Source organism: Mucilaginibacter dorajii, from assembly GCF_024808255.1.
In the GTDB taxonomy this organism is placed as follows: domain Bacteria; phylum Bacteroidota; class Bacteroidia; order Sphingobacteriales; family Sphingobacteriaceae; genus Mucilaginibacter; species Mucilaginibacter dorajii.
Map to the genome: position 1 here is coordinate 129,619 of NZ_JANTYS010000017.1, position 17,746 is coordinate 147,364.

The 17,746-nt window shown below is 47.3% G+C and carries 9 protein-coding genes; 8 read left to right on the plus strand and 1 reads right to left on the minus strand.

Annotated features, from left to right (window positions below; translation table 11 throughout):
- Positions 1 to 66: 66 nt before the first annotated feature.
- Complete coding sequence (locus tag FHS10_RS21015; protein WP_259094316.1) at positions 67 to 1,086, plus strand: ferredoxin--NADP reductase; 1,020 nt, start codon at positions 67 to 69, stop codon at positions 1,084 to 1,086.
- Positions 1,087 to 1,510: 424 nt separating this feature from the next.
- On the opposite strand, the gene FHS10_RS21020 is transcribed toward FHS10_RS21015, so the two are convergent.
- Positions 1,511 to 3,775 carry a GH92 family glycosyl hydrolase gene (locus FHS10_RS21020; RefSeq protein ID WP_259094318.1) on the minus strand — a complete coding sequence of 755 codons (2,265 nt, stop codon included), beginning with the start codon at positions 3,773 to 3,775 and terminating at the stop codon, positions 1,511 to 1,513.
- A 1,387-nt stretch (positions 3,776 to 5,162) separates the two neighbouring features.
- Here FHS10_RS21020 and FHS10_RS21025 point away from each other — a divergent pair.
- The 7 genes from FHS10_RS21025 to FHS10_RS21055 all read left to right on the plus strand — a co-directional run bounded on the left by FHS10_RS21025 (position 5,163) and on the right by FHS10_RS21055 (position 17,461).
- Positions 5,163 to 5,522, plus strand: a complete 360-nt coding sequence (locus FHS10_RS21025; RefSeq protein WP_259094319.1) for a hypothetical protein — start codon at positions 5,163 to 5,165, stop codon at positions 5,520 to 5,522.
- 29 nt (positions 5,523 to 5,551) lie between these two features.
- The gene (locus FHS10_RS21030) at positions 5,552 to 9,772 is read left to right on the plus strand and encodes a hypothetical protein (protein WP_259094320.1); all 4,221 of its coding nucleotides are present in this window, start codon (positions 5,552 to 5,554) and stop codon (positions 9,770 to 9,772) included.
- Between the two features lie 41 nt (positions 9,773 to 9,813).
- On the plus strand, positions 9,814 to 13,491 hold the full coding sequence (locus FHS10_RS21035) for a DUF6443 domain-containing protein (RefSeq protein ID WP_259094321.1): 3,678 nt from the start codon (positions 9,814 to 9,816) through the stop codon (positions 13,489 to 13,491).
- 697 nt (positions 13,492 to 14,188) lie between these two features.
- Positions 14,189 to 14,605 (plus strand): hypothetical protein, encoded by a 417-nt coding sequence (locus FHS10_RS21040; RefSeq protein ID WP_259094323.1) that lies wholly within the window; start codon positions 14,189 to 14,191, stop codon positions 14,603 to 14,605.
- Positions 14,606 to 14,905: 300 nt separating this feature from the next.
- Complete coding sequence (locus FHS10_RS29375; RefSeq protein ID WP_259094326.1) at positions 14,906 to 15,772, plus strand: RHS repeat-associated core domain-containing protein; 867 nt, start codon at positions 14,906 to 14,908, stop codon at positions 15,770 to 15,772.
- Positions 15,769 to 16,215, plus strand: a complete 447-nt coding sequence (locus FHS10_RS21050) for a hypothetical protein (RefSeq protein WP_259094324.1) — start codon at positions 15,769 to 15,771, stop codon at positions 16,213 to 16,215. The genes FHS10_RS29375 and FHS10_RS21050 overlap by 4 nt, the downstream gene beginning before the upstream one ends.
- A gap of 613 nt (positions 16,216 to 16,828) precedes the next feature.
- Positions 16,829 to 17,461: a hypothetical protein gene (locus FHS10_RS21055; RefSeq protein ID WP_259094325.1), complete on the plus strand. Its 633-nt coding sequence runs from the start codon at positions 16,829 to 16,831 to the stop codon at positions 17,459 to 17,461.
- Positions 17,462 to 17,746: the final 285 nt, after the last annotated feature.

Here is a 17,746-nt window from a genome sequence, read left to right on the forward strand (position 1 = left end):
TTCAATTAAGCTTATAAATTTGAAGCGGCAGGATGCAACCCATTCTGCCGTTTTTTTGTAATATATATGACTGCCGGGATACTCAAACTAAAGCTCGAAAACATCAAATGGGAAACGCCGCATACGGCTACCTTTTACCTGAGTAATACAGATAATGAACCTATTAACTACAAAGCCGGGCAGTTTATCACCCTGATATTCAACCACCGTAACGAGGAGATCCGCAGGTCGTATTCCCTAAGCTCATCGCCGGACGAGGGTTTGCTTGCCATCACCATCAAGCGCATCAGCAACGGCGAGATCTCCCGCTTCATGCTCACTAAGCTACAACCCGGCGATATTCTTACTGCCCTGCCTCCCGCGGGTAGGTTCACCATAGCTAACTACCAGAAAAACAAGGATATACTACTTTTTGCCGGTGGCAGCGGCATTACCCCAATATTCTCGCAGATCAAGTATATATTGAACCGGTCGGGCAACAGCAGGCTTACGCTTATCCATAGCAACCAGGATGCAGCATCCATACTATTTAAGACTGATCTTGAGCAACTTACAGCGCAACATCCCGACAGGCTCACCATTCATTACCTGCTCAGCAGCGAGGCTAACCGCCTTAATCCCGACCGGGTGGAGGCCATTACCAGGCAGACTGTCAACAACTTAAGCACCGCCGAATTTTACCTGTGCGGACCATTCCCCTACATGCGCATGATCCGTTTCGCGCTGGTGTATATGGGCGTTGACCCGGGACAGATCCGCAGGGAAAACTTTGTGATAGAGACAGTTGCAGTAACAGCCAGCACCATTAACTTCCCGCCCCGGAACATCAGGATCACCCATGCCGGGGAGGTGCACAACCTTGTGGTGGGCGAAAACCAAAGCATCCTACAGGCGGCATTACAGAACAATGTGCCCCTGCCTTACAGCTGCCGCAACGGGGTATGCTCAACCTGCGTGGCAAAGTGTACTAACGGCAAGGTAGAGATGGTAAAAAACGACGTACTCACCGACGCCGATATCGCCGAAGGCTGGGTGCTCACCTGTACCGGTCACCCGGTAGATGACGGGGTACAGATCAGTTTTTGATCAGCATAAATTATTGGCAAAAAAGAAGCAATCAACAGAGAAAAATCAGAGAACTTTAAGATATTTTTTAGCGAGTAACTGATAAATTCTGATATATCCTCCCTAATTTGCTTTTCGACAAGCCAAAATGCCGGGCCAATCACCAGAAAAACCAACCGGTATTTTTCAAATTGACAAATGTTCTCACCTCTTCCCATCTTATCGTGTACCTATCTTTTTTATTAGAGGAAATGTCATTTCGATAGAGCGAAGGTAGGATACGAGCGTGGTGCGAAAGAGAAATCTTCGACGCCCTGCATGGTCGAATGTCCGCTCTTACAAGATTTCTCCTCCCCCGGCACGCAATCCCACCCCTTGTTCGTCGAAATGACAATTGTTTTTATTGGGAGAGTAAGTTTAACAAGATATGGGTACACAGTAGCCCTCACTCCGGTTTGGCCGACATCCACAGTTCCAGTTTACCGCCTTTTACAATATCTTTAAAACTGATGAACCGCTCCTTCAAAACCTTGCCATTCAATTTGGCCGATTGGATGTAAATGTTCCTCGCCGAGTTGTTGTGCGCCTGGATCACAAACTGCCTGCCTTTAAAGTACCGAGGGTTAAGGTTGATACGGGCCGACGTAAACAGCGGACTTGTCAGATCAACCCTTAAATCGGGCGAGGTGCCGCCATTCATCTCGAACAGGCCCAGCGAGCTCATCACAAACCAGGCGCCCATCTGTCCCTCGTCCTCGTCGCCATTCCAGCCCACGTAGGGCGATGCGTCGTAAAACACATCCAGGATGCGGCGGGTGTAGTACTGGGTAAGCGAAGGCCTGCCTGCGTAGTTAAACAGGTAGGCCGCCTGCATGTTCACCTCGTTGCCCTGGTTAATGTAGTACTCGGCCGATTGGCCCATGGTCCTATCCAACGCGTGGGCGGCAAACTTTTGGGTTTCGGATTTCTGGAAGCCGGTTTCCAGCCGCTTCAAAAACGTTTCGCGGTGTAGAAAGTTTACCAGGCCTGGAATATCATGCGGTACGTAAAACGAATACTGCCAGGAATTACCCTCCACAAAATGGCTTACCGAAAACAGGTCGAAATCCGAAATTAGATCGCCATTCTCCTTCTTAGGCACCACGTAGCGGCTCACCGGGTCGAAAACGTTTTTCCAGCTGGATGACCGTTTTACAAAAAAATCATAATCCTTATCCTTGTGCAGCAGGCGGGCCATCTGGGCCACGCACCAGTCGTCATAAGCATAGTCGAGGGTTTTGGAGGTGGCACCTTTTTCAACAGGCACGTAACCCAGGCGGGCATACTCGCTGATCTGCGGGTTACCGGGATAACCGCCGCAGGCCGTGCCGGGCTCCACCTCCACATTTTTTTTCATGGCGGCATAGGCTATATCGGCATCTTTGGTAACAATGCCCTTAAGGTAAGCGCTGGCCATCAAAGCCATTTCGTGTGAACCTTCCATAATGCCCGAGTACTCAATACCCGCCGGCCCTTTGGATAGCCAGCCCGTTTTCTCGTACATTTCCAGCTGGGTATCTATTAGTTGCTGCACCACATCCGGCGCGGTGAGGGTCCATAACAGGTTGAGGTTCCAAAAGCTGTTCCAGTAGGCATCGCCCCCAATCATCACTTTCCTATCGGCCGGCAGTTGCTGCACCTGCTCGCAGGCATCGGTGTATTTGCCGTTGGCATCGCTCATGATCATTTTGGCGGTAAAGCAGCGGTAAAAGTTGGTGTAAAACTTTTTCTTATCGGTTTCGCTGCCGCCGCTTACGCTGATGGTGCTCAGGGTATTGTTCCACAGTTTGCGGTTGGCGGCAACCAGGGCGTCAAAGTTCCAGCCGTATGGCTTTAGCTCGGTTTGCAGGTTAAGGCGGGCCTGGGCTATGCTCACAAACGAGATGCCCGTGCGAATCAGCACCTGCTCGGGCTTATTGGTAGGATAAGTTACATAAGCCCCAATCTCATGGCTGCCCTTTACCTCGGTATGATCATGCGTTTCGGCCTGGTTAAGGTAGCCGTTAAAATCATGAAAGGGCTTGTTAAACTGCATCACAAAATACAGGCAGTAATCATTAAAATTGGCCGATGTTGATTTGGCATATCCCTCAATTTCAGTATCGCTCACTTTGGTGATCCGGGCATCTTTCAAATCCACTCCATACTCCGATGGCAGGTTAAGCTGCACCATTACCCGGTTGCTGCTATCGGCCGGGAAACTGTAACGCTGCAGGCCCGTGCGCTCGGTAGCCGTAAGCTCTACCTTAACCCGTGGATCAAGCAAATAAACCGAATAATAACCCGGCGAGGCATGCTCGTCCCGGTGATCAAACCTGGCATGGAAACCCGCCCCCGCCCCTTTAAAAGGCTCATCAGGGGCGCCGGGCGAAAGGGTAAGATCGCCGTTGGCAGGCATCATGAGCAGGCCGGCCATTGTCCACCCGTGTAAAAAGCTAAAGCCGTGAATGCTGCCTGTTGAATATTCATAGCCCCCCTGCCAAACACTCCGCTGGTTATCCGGACTAAGCTTTACCATACCATTGGGCCGCGTAGCCCCCGGGAACAGCATCCACCGCGAGTTGGAGGTACCAATAAAGGGATCAACATAATCAACCGGCTGCTTTTGCTGCCCGTAAGCCACCCCAACCAGCAAACAGCCGGCAAATATCATTTTAAAAAGTTTCATCATGGTTAGGTATCGGTATTTGAGCGGTAATGTAATTTATGTATTTCTATTGGTTGTTATCAAGCTATGTCATTGCGAGTAATCATCAATGGCAACCCTAAAAAAATAGTGATGATGATATTTATTGAATCGTCATTGCGAGGAACGAAGCAATCCCCAATAAGCAGGTGCGCCTGCAAATCCGCTCTGTAAATCGGGGATTGCTTCGTTCCTCGCAATGACGATTTTTTTATATTGACACAAACATTGGCTTCGAACGCTGGTTAAGACTCACCCGGTCTACGCTTCGCTGGACCACCCTCTCTCCGGCTGAGCCGCAAAGAGGGTTGAAAAAGCTTTTTTAGCCCTCTTTGCAACGAAGTTGGAGAGAGGGCCGACGGGCGAAGCCTCGTCGGGGTGAGTCGTCTGCACCCAGTTTACGTCATGTTTTCCTTCAGAGGCCACGGATTTTACTGCTCGCAATGACGTGGTGAAGATTTTCATCCTATTTTTCATTATTTGTACATACATAAATACATATTTTAATTTAGAAATGAAATTTTTTATAAAAATATTGAAATCATGGCCAAAAAAGTCCCTACTCCTTTATCCAAAAGTCTCACAGTCCGCCAACCCTTACTCCTTTATCCAAAAATCCTTGCTCCCAACATGGGCGTTGCCTGCGGCCGTGCTTTTTGCTCATACGCGCACAAGGCATTAGGCGCGGGGCCGGTATCCGCGCCAATCACTAACACTAAAAAACGGATACAGCCACCACATCAGCCAGTCCTTGTTCCTTTGTCCAAACATCCTTGCTCCCAAAGTCCTTGCTCCTTTCCAAACATCCTTAATCCATTAAAAATCCTCTACTGACAAAACAGTGTCACCACTTGTTATTTTTTTGTATAGTATCTTTGTTGTGTTAGCTCATAACACCCATGTTTTATGCCGGCGCAAGGCCGGTTACCACACGTTATGGTGCACCGGCCGGGCATCATTTTAAGTTTCACTTTTTTATTAAAACAAGGTATTGTCATTAAGTTAAGGTTTTTCATCCCCCATAGGGGGTAAAGCTTTGTAGCAATAAAAAGAAACGAAGCCCGTGCCGTAGGTACGGAACCCGTATAGCGTACCTACGGCACGCAAAAATCTTAATTTTCATATACTACAAAGCTTCTGCTCCGATGCAGCAATCCTTCAGGCTCTTAACTTAATGGTATTGGGGAAGGAGAAGGAAGGGGTTTGATGAGCTATTCGTCGCGGCATTTCCCGTCGCCTTTACAAACCCCTCCCTGCATTCGCGCGCATTTACAATCACAGCCCCCCATAACAACAAATACCAACAAAAGCGCAACCCGCATCAGCTATCAAAAACAGTACTATTTATTAACCAAAAATTTTTTATCACCAAATGAAAAGAATTATTCTTTTGGCAGGTGCCGCATTATGCGGCTCCCTGCTGTGCTTTGCCACCCTGCCCGATTTGAGCGGCAGGTGGACAGGCTCGCTTAAAAAAGCCGACAGTACCTTGTACCCCCTAAGCTACCAGCTTACCCTCATCGGCGATTCTGTTGCCGGTACGGCCAACTGCCCGCTGGGCAATTTCCCCATCGACAGTGGCAAGCTGGATACCTCCGGTCTGCACTTTATTGTAACTGTAAACGGGCTTAACGTGTACCACCAGGGAACGGTATATGCCGATTCGATAGGTATGGACATTAACCTCAACGGCTCCAAGGTGCATACCACGCTGGGCCGCGCCACCAATTAACCCTTTTATTAAATTTTACATACAAGCATATGCATTTTAAAAAATTAACCATCCCGTGGTGCCTGCTGTTTGTTATCGCCTTTTTAACAACAGTAAGCGCGCAAACGCCGCCACCACCCTATGTGCCGAACGTTTTTCCGCCCTCGCCCAACGCCGCCAGCCTTATGAAGTTTGCCGATGTACCGGTAAGCCCGTACACCGGCACCTCATCCGTATCGGTACCGTTTTACACCATACAGGCCAAAGGGCTCAACATTCCTATTAGTATAGACTACCACACAGGCGGCATCCGCGTGGCCGAAGACGCAGGCGTTGCAGGCCTGGGCTGGACGCTTAACGCGGGCGGCATGATCTCGCGCACGGTAAGGGACAAGGACGACCTGACCAGCGACTACTTTACGGGCATATTACCGGTTAAGCCGGGCGACCTGACCGCCTATCAACCGGCAAATAAACTTACCGACACCACAAACAGCGGCCCAACTTTTAATACTACCAAGTATCTTTTTGTGTTCAATTGCAGCTACCTGGTTAACCTGGCATTTGGCCAAACTGCCGATTATTCGGGTGTGCTTGGAGGTGCTTCAAATGGCACGAGCAATTCTGATACCGAACCCGATAGCTATAGCTACAATTTTTTGGGGATGAGCGGCAAGTTCATCATCAGGCCCGATAAAAGCATTGTGTTGGAAAAGCAGGACAATATCCGCATTCAATTTACCAGCGCGTATAAGTTTGTTATTACCGATGACAGTGGCAATAAATATTATTTTAATGACGTGGAGTACGGGGGCACCTTATCTGACCCCACGAGTACCATGAGTTCCTGGCATCTTTCTAAAATTGTTACCCAGCAAAACGATGTGATCACCTTTCATTATGTTCAAACGGGTGTTATACAAAACCACCAGGGCAATGCCGAAACCTATCAGGGCTTTTGTTACGGTACAGGTTACAGTTACGCGCCTGATATTACCGCTGTTTACGCCAATTATAAGCTCAACAGCATTGATTTCACAAACGGGCAGGTACAATTTGTGTATGACGATACGAGAGAAGATACCAATGGTGGTTCGAAACTGAGTGCGGTAAAAGTATACTCCAAAAGTACAGCCGGCCTCAGCTATATTAAGGAGCATGACCTTTACTACTCTTATTTTAACGGGAGCACACCGGCAGATTCAAAGGTTGAATATGAACGGCTAAGATTGGATAGTGTTAAGGAACTTAGCGGCAGCAATGCAATTAAGCCCTACCAGTTTATTTATAGTTCAACGCCAACCTACAACGCCGGCAAGCACAGCTACGCTATTGATCATTGGGGTTATTACAATGGCGCAGGGAATGCCACGCTTATCCCATCACAGCAAATTACGCTTGCAAACAGCGGCGATGGTATCTCCCATTTTTTGTCGTTTTCGGGAGCTAACCGTGAAGCGTCGACTTCTTTCATGTCGGCATTTTCACTTCAACAGGTAACTTATCCAACCGGCGGGCATTCAACGTTTGATTACTCGCCCAATTATTATGATTACTACCAGTCGTTGAGGGGACCGGTAGAATACCCCCAAATGGAAATAGTAACGGTTGATACCGTTTTAATTATTAATGGCTACGGGTCACATTCGGGCACCATAACTATAAAGAACGCTATTGGCAACACAAATGCAACCGTTAATGTCGCTTTTGTATCGAAATACAGCAACGGTTGGCCCAGTGCAGACAGAGGCGGTTACGGGCGGTTATCGTATACCTTTCTTACTAATACAACCGATCTGTCTGACAGCAACCTGGATTGTGTGGGCATGGCCTGCAGCACCTCTTTCCCGGTAGCCTTGGGCACGTCGTCAAGTGGCACGTTTGGGTGGACGGCCTATGTGGATCCGGCCATCCCGGCGGCCGACTTTTCGCTCATTCATGTTACGGTTTCCTACCAGGCCTACAAAGTAAAAGTACACCAGGCAGCAGGTATTAACCAGGAAATTGCCGGTGGGCTGCGCATTAACAGCATTACCGATTACAGTGATGCCACCACCATTGTTAAAAAACGGGTTTGGGATTACGGCTACACATCGGGCGGCAGCCAGTACACCTATGGCAAGCTGATGTCTATGCCATCGTACGTAAGGCAAGAGACAAAATACGGGGAGTCAACAGGCATGGGTACATGCGCAGCACTGATGCTTTTCGGCAGCAGCAATACCGCTATCACCAGCGTGATACAGGGTAATATTGTTGGGTACAGCAAAGTAACCGAACGTACGGTTGATCCGGTTACCAATGCCGATATAGGCAAAACAGTTTATAGTTTTTTCAACACGCCCGATTCTACCAATATTTATAACGGGTATCGCATGCCGGGTACCCTCAATACCGGATATCACTTAAACGGCTCCATGTTATCAAAACAGGTATACCGCAACACCGGCGGTGCCTACTTTAAAGTGAATGAAACCTACAATTATTACCATACGGCAAATCGCGTTGATTATTACGGACTAAAATATGAACTTACCCATCCAGACTACCAGCCGGGCGTTTGCGGGCCTGGTTTGGCACAGGGTGTTCCGGTACAGCTTTACGGCTTCTTTTATCCTTTACTAAGATCCGAGCGCATTCTCCAGGATTCCACCCGGGAAATAGTGTACGACCAAAACGATACCACCAAATACCTGCAGAGCAGCAGCAAGAGCTATTACGATAACCCGGCACATTACCAGGTAACGCGCAGCGTAAGTACCGATAGCCGGGGCAACACGCACGTGAGCAAGGTTACCTATCCGCAGGATTACATCAGCGGCAGCAATACGGGCAATGCCGTGCTTGACAGCCTCATCGGGCGCAATATGGTGGCTTCGGCCATCGAGAAACGCGACAGCCTGTATTACAGCGGCTCATCAACCGGTTATGTAACCGGGGCCTCGTTAAGCAGGTACCGCCAGCTAACATCGGGCACTATGGTGGCCGATAAGCAGTACAAACTGGATGTACCTAACCCGGTAAATAACTTTGCGCCCATGAGCGTAAGCGGCAGCACTGTAAACCAGGATAGCCGCTACCGCCAGCTCATCAGCTTTGACGCTTATGACGCCAAAAACAACATCGCCCAGTACACCGTAACCGGGCAATTGCCGGTATCTATTTACTGGGATTACCGCGGCATGCTGCCGGTAGCGCAGGTAAAAAATGCCGATACGCTATCCTTTGCCTATACCTCTTTTGAGGGCGAAAGCATGGGGCATTGGTCGGTAGCCTCGGCGCTTCGGGACAGCCTGACCAAAACCATCTCGGGCATTAAATCTTATAACCTAAGCAATGGGGCTATCAGCAAAAGCGGCCTTACATCAACCACCACCTACATTATATCGTACTGGACCAAAAGCGCCACACCGCTAACCATTACCGGTACCGTTACGGGCTACCCGGTAAACGGCACGGCCATACAGGGCTGGTATTACCACGAGCACCGGGTAACCGGCCTAACAGCGATAAGCTTAACCGGCACGGGCAATATAGACGAGGTACGGCTGTACCCGCTTAACGCGCAGATGCAAAGCTATACCCATACGCCGCTGGTAGGTGTAAATGGCACTGTAGATGCCCGGAACGGGTTGAGCTTTTATGAATATGATAGCCTGCAGCGATTAATGAATGTGAAGGATCAGGACGGCAATATCCTGAAAAATTACGATTACAATTACGCCCCACAGTGGGCCGCGTGGACTAATACAGGGTCGCCTACCTGTGTACAGGGGTCAAACGGAAATACCGGTTATCAGCAGGTGCAGCAGCAGGATACCAACCCCTATAGCCCTACTTATAACCAAACCCGGATATATACGCTGGGGATGAATACCACAGCCTGCCCAATCCCGGTTGCGCCAACAATATACGTAAAGCAAACGGTAGGCAGTACCAGTACCAGTAACGGCCTTACCTACAATACGCTGTTGTTTAAAACCTACAGCGACGCCAACTGCACCATACCTGTGAACGTATCATCAAACCTGGTGGTGAATTACCAGTATGTGACTACCGCCAGTTATGCCGATGGGCGGACGCCGAACCCGGTAGCCACCACAACTACTGTCACCATTACCATAACATCCGGCACCGGCCAGGCAACCAGCGGTTCTATCATTATCTCGGGTTGCTACGGCATAGGCACCAAGCAAATTTGCTACACGCCATCAACGCAGGTTACCGTGCTTGCGGGCACGGGGTATATACCGGTTAATCCCGAAATTTAATTATTCCATCATTCAATATCATAACTTATTTAAACAGAAAAATGGAATCACATCAAAAAACATATTATAAATGGTTACTGCTGGCCGGCATGGTTATAACCGGCAACGCCACGCAGGCACAAACCACTATGCAAAACTATGTACGCACCCGCGTACCGCGGGTAGCCATTACCCGCAATACCCGGCTCGATTCGCTTACGGGACTGAAAGACTCGGTAATGACCAGCATCCAGTACGTGGATGGGCTGGGCCGCCCCCTGCAAACCGTGCAGCAGCAGGCCAGTACAGTGGGCAATGACATCATCCTGCCATCGGCTTATGACAGCTACGGGCGCGAGGCCGTGAAATACCTGCCTTATGTAAACACCTCAACCAGCTACGGCAGCTACCGCGGCGATGCCCTTGGGGCTACCACCGGGGTGAAGGCGTATTACAACCCCACAAGCGGCACCGTTGAGGGCAAACAGACCAACGGCGTAGTACTTACGCAGTTTCCCTTTGCCGTTACGGCTTTTGAAGCCTCGCCCCTGGGCAGGCCGCTGGAGCAGGGAGCGCCCGGCGCTGCCTGGCAGGTGAATGGTACACCTTCAGACACCAGCAGCAACCACACCGTAAAAAGCGTGATGACGATTAACGATCAAAGCGGCTTTAGCAGCACCAATATTACCACCAATACGGGCAGCCGCAAGGTGGCGCTGTATACGGCCCCTATTAATGCCAATGGCAGCCGGTCGTTAATCCGGGCGGGCGGCAATACGGCTACCTATCCCAATAACCAGCTGATGGTAACCATCAGTCGCGATGAAAACTGGAAACCCAGCGACGGCTGTTTTGGTACCACCGAGACCTATAAGGACAAGGAAGGGCACGTAGTGCTCAAACGCAGCTACAACATTAACGGCGCTACTGCCGAAATGCTGAGCACCTATTATGTGTACGACGATTTGGGCAACCTGTGCTTTGTGCTACCGCCGGGGGCCAGTCCCGATATTAGCGGCACGGCCATCAGCCAAACTACCATAGATACCAAATGCTATCAGTACCGCTACGACGCGCGGGGAAGATTGTTTCAGAAAAAAGTACCCGGCAAAGGCTGGGAGTTTATGATCTATAACAAGCTGGACCAGCCGATAGCCACCCAGGACTCGGTGCAGCGGATGAAATCGCCCCAGGAATGGACGATTACCAAGTACGACGCCATGGGCCGGCCCATACTAACAGGCGTTTATTATTTTGGCACTACCGGCAACATTGACTACCACGTGGGTGTACAGGCCGCGGCTGATACTGTTACCGCGTTGTGGGAAAACCCCGTAACTACCGGCAACGGCTATACCGGCAATGCCTGGCCCAAGAGCTTTTCCATCACGCTCAGCGCTACTTACTATGATGTGTACTCGGGCATACCCGGCCTGTCGGGCGTGTACAACCAATCTGCCAACGCATTGTACAGCAGCCATAACACCGGGCTGGTTACCGCCACCAAAACCCTGGTGCTGAACACCACAGGCGATTACCTGTGGAGTGCTTTTTTCTACGACAAGGAGGCCAAAGTGATCCGCACCTTTAGCCAGCACTACCTAGGGGGCTCATCGGCGCTAAGCCAGTACAACTATGACGATGTGAGCACCGTGTATAGTTTTACCAAACAGGTATTATCCAACGTGCGGCTGCATTACTATTCCAATGCGGGCAAAACGGCGGCCATCCGGAAACTCCAATCGGTAGAAGCTTTTTCTTATGACCATATGGGCAGGCGGAGATCGACGTCCAGTCAGCTGCGCGACAGCACCAATGCCCTCCAGGATCCTGTGCGGATCTCGCTGGCCATTTATAACGAATTGGGACAGCTCACCAGGAAGGGACTGCACTCCATCAACGGCACATCCAACTTTTTGCAGGTGGTTGATTACCGCTACAACGCCCGCGGCTGGCTCACCAATATCAACAACGGTAGTCTGAGCAACGACCCGCTGACCAGTACCGATACCAACGACCAGTTTGGCGAGGACCTCAAGTACGACGATGCCGCAACACCGCAGTACAACGGCAACATCGGCAGCGTAAAAACGCTCACAGGGTCCGTGGCCGGTGCAAGCTACCCCGCCCTTACCTACAATTACAGCTACGACAAGCTGAACCGGCTGCTGAACGCCATCAGTACCACCACAACGGCTAACGACGGCTTTTTTAACGAGAAGCTGAGCTACGATAACATGGGTAATATTCAAACCCTGTACCGTTATGACAGGCCCGGCGGTATCCGTACAGCTATTGACAGCCTGAACTATACCTACATTGGGAACCGGGTGGACCGCATTGATGACGCCGGCACAACAGCCGGTTTTACCAACGGCGCAGGCCAGACCGGCGAGTACCTGTACGACGGCAACGGCAACCAGGTTACCGACCTGAACAAGGGCCTCACCCAGCAGTACAACATGCTTAACCTGCCGCAAACGGCCGTGAAAGGCAGCACCTCGCTGGCTTATATTTATGATGCCGGCGGCCGCAAACTGCGTAAATTGACTACTACTGGCAGTACCACTACCGTTACCGAGTACATTAACGGCATTGAGTATGATTACACCGGCAGTACCCCGGTACTCTCCTTCATCCAAACCGAAGAAGGCCGGGCCAGGAAAAAGGGTACAGTATACAAATATGAGTACGACCTGAAAGACCACCTGGGCAATACCCGCGTAACCACCACCTGGGATAGCACCAACACCAACCAGTTGGTACCTTACAATATCGGCAAAAATGATTATTACGCTTTTGGGTTTACCATTGCCTCAACGGCATATTCCGGTAATCCAAAAAACTTGTATCTTTATAATCATAAAGAACTACAGGACGAAACAGGCCTGTATGACTATGGCGCGAGGCTGTATGATCCGGTTGTTGGGAGGTGGACGAGTGTGGATCCGTTGGCGGAAAAATATCCAACACTGTCTTCGTATGCGTATGTGGCAAATTCGCCTGTAATCTTGAATGATAAAGACGGACGAGACTGGGAATGGAATTGGACAAGAGATAAGAAGGGAGCAATCAACGGTTTAAACTTGACGCTTAACGGGAAAATCTTGGATAGAACTGGTTCTTATTCCTCAAAGCAATTGGGAACTTTAAAAAGCGATTACGTGAATGGGATACAAAGCATGCTTAAGGGAAGTATTGGTAAGGGGTTTTCGATAACCACAACAGCAAATCTGTCTGTAGTAACATCAACGTCGGACGTCAAGGCCACCGATCACCTTATCAACATAATAAGCAATGCTGATATGGCGGCTAGTCAGGGGGCGGCAGCGAATGGCCTCGGGGAAGTCGGCGGATTAAATATCTGGATGACCCAAAGAAGCGTCGACAATACGCTTAAAACCGGTTCGGCAAGGGAAATAGGTCACGAGTTAGGTCATACGGGCGGATTGATGCATCCCGACGAGCAAGGGCCTCACCCCCAGGTTTTTTTACCGAATGACGGTTATGATTTCGGTCCGAACGTTAACAATTTCATGTGGGGGTCACAAGCACAAATGACTAATTATTACGGCATGAACCCACAAGATAGAAGCAAGCCAGCTGCCAATTTCGGAGAAAACAACACCTACGTCGACCCAAATCAGCTGTGGTCGGGGATATTTAGCAATTTAATTAATCATAAACTAAATCAACAATATGGCAGGCCAGCAGTCCCTGATAAAAAGTCTAATCAGTAGTTGTCTGATCGTTTTGGGGGCTTGCACCCCCAAACAACAGTACAGCAATTCCGTATATATCAACATATACGGCAAATACGTAAACAAAGAGAGAGTCGTCGTGAAAATCGACGATGATGTCATCTACAACGAAATAAGCAACACAAGGCAATTTTCGGAAGTTACCCAAGGGCCACTGACCTTAAATAAACGACAAATTAAAATTTATTTTGCAGTAAATGGTAAAGATACATCCTTGGTGTTTCCGCTTAAAAAACAAAACTATCTTAACATCGGATATTCAGATATTAAGCATCAGTTTCAGTTTTATTCACTCGATTCAACCCACTTTTTTAATTCTAAAACGGACTGATATTTAAGTTGGCCCACGCGTGTCGCGTGTGCCAACTTAGCACAAGTCTTGTGTTGGAGGTAAGAGCGATGGCGACCTTGTGACGTGAATATATAGAAGCTTATCCACCCTTTAGCGCAAGGTACTGTACTGTGGGCTTTGGGGTGGCTGACTTGTGACTTGAATATATAAAAGCTTATGCAACACCCGGATGCCTCAAAACATCCGGGTGTTTTTGTTTAACGGCAACCGATAAGCAATGATTAGTATTATATTTATGGATGTTGCAAATAACAGGTATTGAAATAACAATTTTGATACACGCGGCAAGCGTGCGCCAGCATGGGAAAACCATTAATCGACAATATGAAAATGCAGAAAGACCAGCAGCACCTAAGGGTGGCTCAAATAGGTAGTATAATCCTATCAATGATATTATTTTTGCTAAGTTGTACAAACACAACATCAAAGAAAATCCTCAATATTGACATTTATGGGAATTTAAAAAACGCAAAGGTTAAATTAGCTTTAGATGACGAGGTTGTTTTTGATAAGGTTGTTGATGAGGATCATTTTACAGATAGAAAAATAGCCTGGCCCACGGCTAATAAACATCCAGTGAAAGTGTTTTTCTCTGCCCGAAACAAGGACACTTCATTCTATTACACTTTAAAAGACAAAAATTATTTATTATTAACTGTAGCAAAAGCAAATAATCAATTTATTATTTCTTCAGTTGATTCTGCCACCTATGCCAAGGAGACTAAAGACTGGGTGGAATAACCTAAGCAGGGCAGGTGCACGTCCCTAAGCTGGCGCACGCGTGTCGCGTGTGCCCTGCATGATAGGTTATAATTATTGCAATACCCGGATGCCTCAAAACATCCGGGTGTTTTTGTTTACCCGCTGCTTCGCGTAAAGGATAGGAACGGATACCGGCCTGTGGTTAAGGCCTTGTGCAGTATGAGTGGATAGCCTGGCGCCGCTTCTACCGGCGGCGGACGCCATTATTAATTCAAAAGGAAAATTCAAAAGTCAAAAAAAAGCCCGCTTTGTTGTTGTCCCCAGCAGGCACCCTATAACCTGCAAAGGAATGATTATTATGCTTTTGGCTATACCATTGCTTCAACTGCATATGCCGGTAATCCAAAAAACTTGTATCTTTATAATCATAAAGAACTACAGGACGAAACAGGCCTGTATGACTATGGCGCGAGGCTGTATGATCCGGTTGTTGGGAGGTGGACGAGTGTCGACCCGTTTGCAGAAAAGTCGAGAAGGTGGTCTCCGTATAATTATGGTGAAAATAATCCGATAAAAAATATAGATTTAGAAGGAGATTCTATCATAATAAGTACCTCGTCTACATACACTAAAACTGCAAATCCCACGAAAATGAGTGATTTAGGAAGTACCAACGCTACAGGGGTTAACGTAACTGGCGCTACGAGTACAAATGTAAATATTGAGATACCTGTATCCATCGAATATTCCGCAGCATTTAAAGGAACAACACCTGAAACAAATATAGAAACGCAAAATCCGGGATTGGAAAATGAAGTTAAAACGCATGAGAAAATACACGTAGACCAAATAACTGCTGCAGCCAATTTACCGGTTACCGTGACTATAGACATTAATGGTAAAGCAACGCCATTTACAGGTACAGCAGATCAGGTTATTGTTAATGCAACATCTGCTTTTAATGGGTCTGACGAAGCTAAAGGCATGACTACTGCTCAAAAAGGCAATTTCGTTAATAGCAGTATTGGTATACCTGCCATTACAGCTGTAAGTAATAATATTGATAAAAATGTTACTAATAACCCTAATGTTGAGACTGATGCTGTTAATAAAACTAATGCTAAACTTGGAAGCTCAGCTAAATATAGCAATGGCTCAACCCCTGTTAAGTTTAAAGGTAAACCACTAACAAATGACCAACAATGAAAATAAAGATGCTCTTATTTTTTATAGTGATATTCAAAGTGCAACTTTTGTTTGCACAAGAAGTTAAAGATACAACTCAAAAAGTAACTGTTAAGGTCGGCCTTAAAGTAGATTTGATAAAACAAAGGCATGATAAAATAAATGCTTACGCAGATAGTATCAATAGTTATATAAGTGGTAAGTTGCCTGATTTTCTTTTTGATGAATGTTTTGATTGGCAAAAATCTTTTTGGCCAGATCTTCATTCTGCGGTTTCTGTACGTTGGGAAATTTTAGAAAAGGTACATAACCAACGAGCATTAAAGGCGATATTGAATACACGAAATAAAAAGTTGAAAAGAATATGCGATCATAAATCTGATAAAGTTTATCCGTATCTTTCAGTTCCAATGATTGAAAAATCTTTTTACCAGTTAATACAACGACGGTACAAGCAGATTTAGGCGCACGTATGTCGCGTGTGCCCCAGTTGTTTGTAGTCTTCCGCTGTTCGAATGTCTCCGACTTCGAACGACTACGCCTATAGGTTATAACTACCAGCCGCAGCAAGGTAAACAAAAACACCCGGATGCCTCAAAGCATCCGGGTGTTTTTGTTTACCCGCTGCTTCGCGTAAAGGATAGAAACGGATACCGGCCTGTGGTTAAGGCCTTGTGCAGTATGAGTGGATAGCCTGGCGCCGCTTCTACCGGCGGCGTACGCCATTGTAATTCAAAAGCAAAAACTGCGTTGCTATCTTGAACACCATAAAGAATTAATCACTTTGTGAAAAATTCAAAAGTCAAAAAAAAGCCCGCTTTGTTGCTGTAGGCAGCAAATCGTGGTTATGCGAGGGCTTTAATATTAACCGGAAACCGTTTTTTTTTCGACTAATATTAGACTTGTTGGCAGCAACATGCAACAAGGGCGCAAACACTTGTACCAACTAAATAAGTTCAAAACTCAAACTACATTATAGGCAACCTTTGGAGAATTTTATTTCAAAACGTAAAGCATTTGTAACAATAGGTGAGGCATTTAATCTTATTGGCAACTTATAAACCGATACTTTAGGCAATGATGAGGAAATATGCAGTTTTAATAGGGATAATTATTTCTTCTGTTTTAATGGCGATAGCCATTTGGGTGTACCCGGACGGCTCCATGTACGATGATACTGCTGTTGGCTTTAGCTGGAGCAAAAATTTTATTAGCAACTTATTTCAACCCAGGGCGCTAAATGGTGCCGAAAACCCTTCGGTAATTTGGGCATACGCGGGCATGATCCTCTTCCCGGTTAGCTATGCCATTTTTTTTATTAATATGGCCCAAAAAATACCCGACAGAAATGCGGGCTATATTATAAAATATGGCGGTTTAGCCAATGTTCTTTTTACGTTTTTAACCGTAACCCGTCTGCACGATTTAATGTTGATTATTTCAACCTCCGTGTTTTGGACCTGTATAATTATTATTACTGTTTTCGTTTTAAAAACAAAGCTCCAGCTGTTTAAATTGCTGTGTGTAATTTGCCTTTTGTTTTTTTATTATAGTGTATACTTATGGGCCACAAGCAATTGGGATTTATTACCCATAACGCAAAAGGTGAATTTGGGCACTTCAACCTTATTAATTTTAGGCCTGGAGTATTTTAGCAAAAAGGAAGATTTTGCCGGTATTAAAACCGGGAAGACGCGGGAAACTCTTTAATTAAAAAGCCAGCCCCGGCCACAGACTACGAAGGGGGAATTAGCGCAAAAAGTTTGTCTTCTTTACCCTGTTATGCTGAGTTGTAAAATTTTGCGGACTGTGGAAGCGGGATGACATGCAAAATGGGCTGTCATCCTGAGCCCGTCGATGGATAGCGAGCAAAGGCCTCTACGCTCAGCCCTTCGACAAGCTGCCAATGACACATATCTTAATGTATTGATTTTAAACCAATTGCATATTGTGTTTTTTAGCTAACCTTTTTAACGAAGCCAGTTCCTTACGTTT

What these genes read in the sequence shown, in the direction of transcription:
- FHS10_RS21030 (WP_259094320.1), top strand. Translation starts at nt 5,552, where the DNA reads ATGCATTTTAAAAAATTAACCATCCCGTGGTGCCTGCTGTTTGTTATC.
- FHS10_RS21015 (WP_259094316.1), top strand. Translation starts at nt 67, where the DNA reads ATGACTGCCGGGATACTCAAACTAAAGCTCGAAAACATCAAATGGGAA.
- FHS10_RS21055 (WP_259094325.1), top strand. Translation starts at nt 16,829, where the DNA reads ATGATGAGGAAATATGCAGTTTTAATAGGGATAATTATTTCTTCTGTT.
- FHS10_RS21020 (WP_259094318.1), bottom strand. Translation starts at nt 3,775, where the DNA reads ATGATGAAACTTTTTAAAATGATATTTGCCGGCTGTTTGCTGGTTGGG.
- FHS10_RS21050 (WP_259094324.1), top strand. Translation starts at nt 15,769, where the DNA reads ATGAAAATAAAGATGCTCTTATTTTTTATAGTGATATTCAAAGTGCAA.
- FHS10_RS21025 (WP_259094319.1), top strand. Translation starts at nt 5,163, where the DNA reads ATGAAAAGAATTATTCTTTTGGCAGGTGCCGCATTATGCGGCTCCCTG.
- FHS10_RS21040 (WP_259094323.1), top strand. Translation starts at nt 14,189, where the DNA reads ATGAAAATGCAGAAAGACCAGCAGCACCTAAGGGTGGCTCAAATAGGT.
- FHS10_RS21035 (WP_259094321.1), top strand. Translation starts at nt 9,814, where the DNA reads ATGGAATCACATCAAAAAACATATTATAAATGGTTACTGCTGGCCGGC.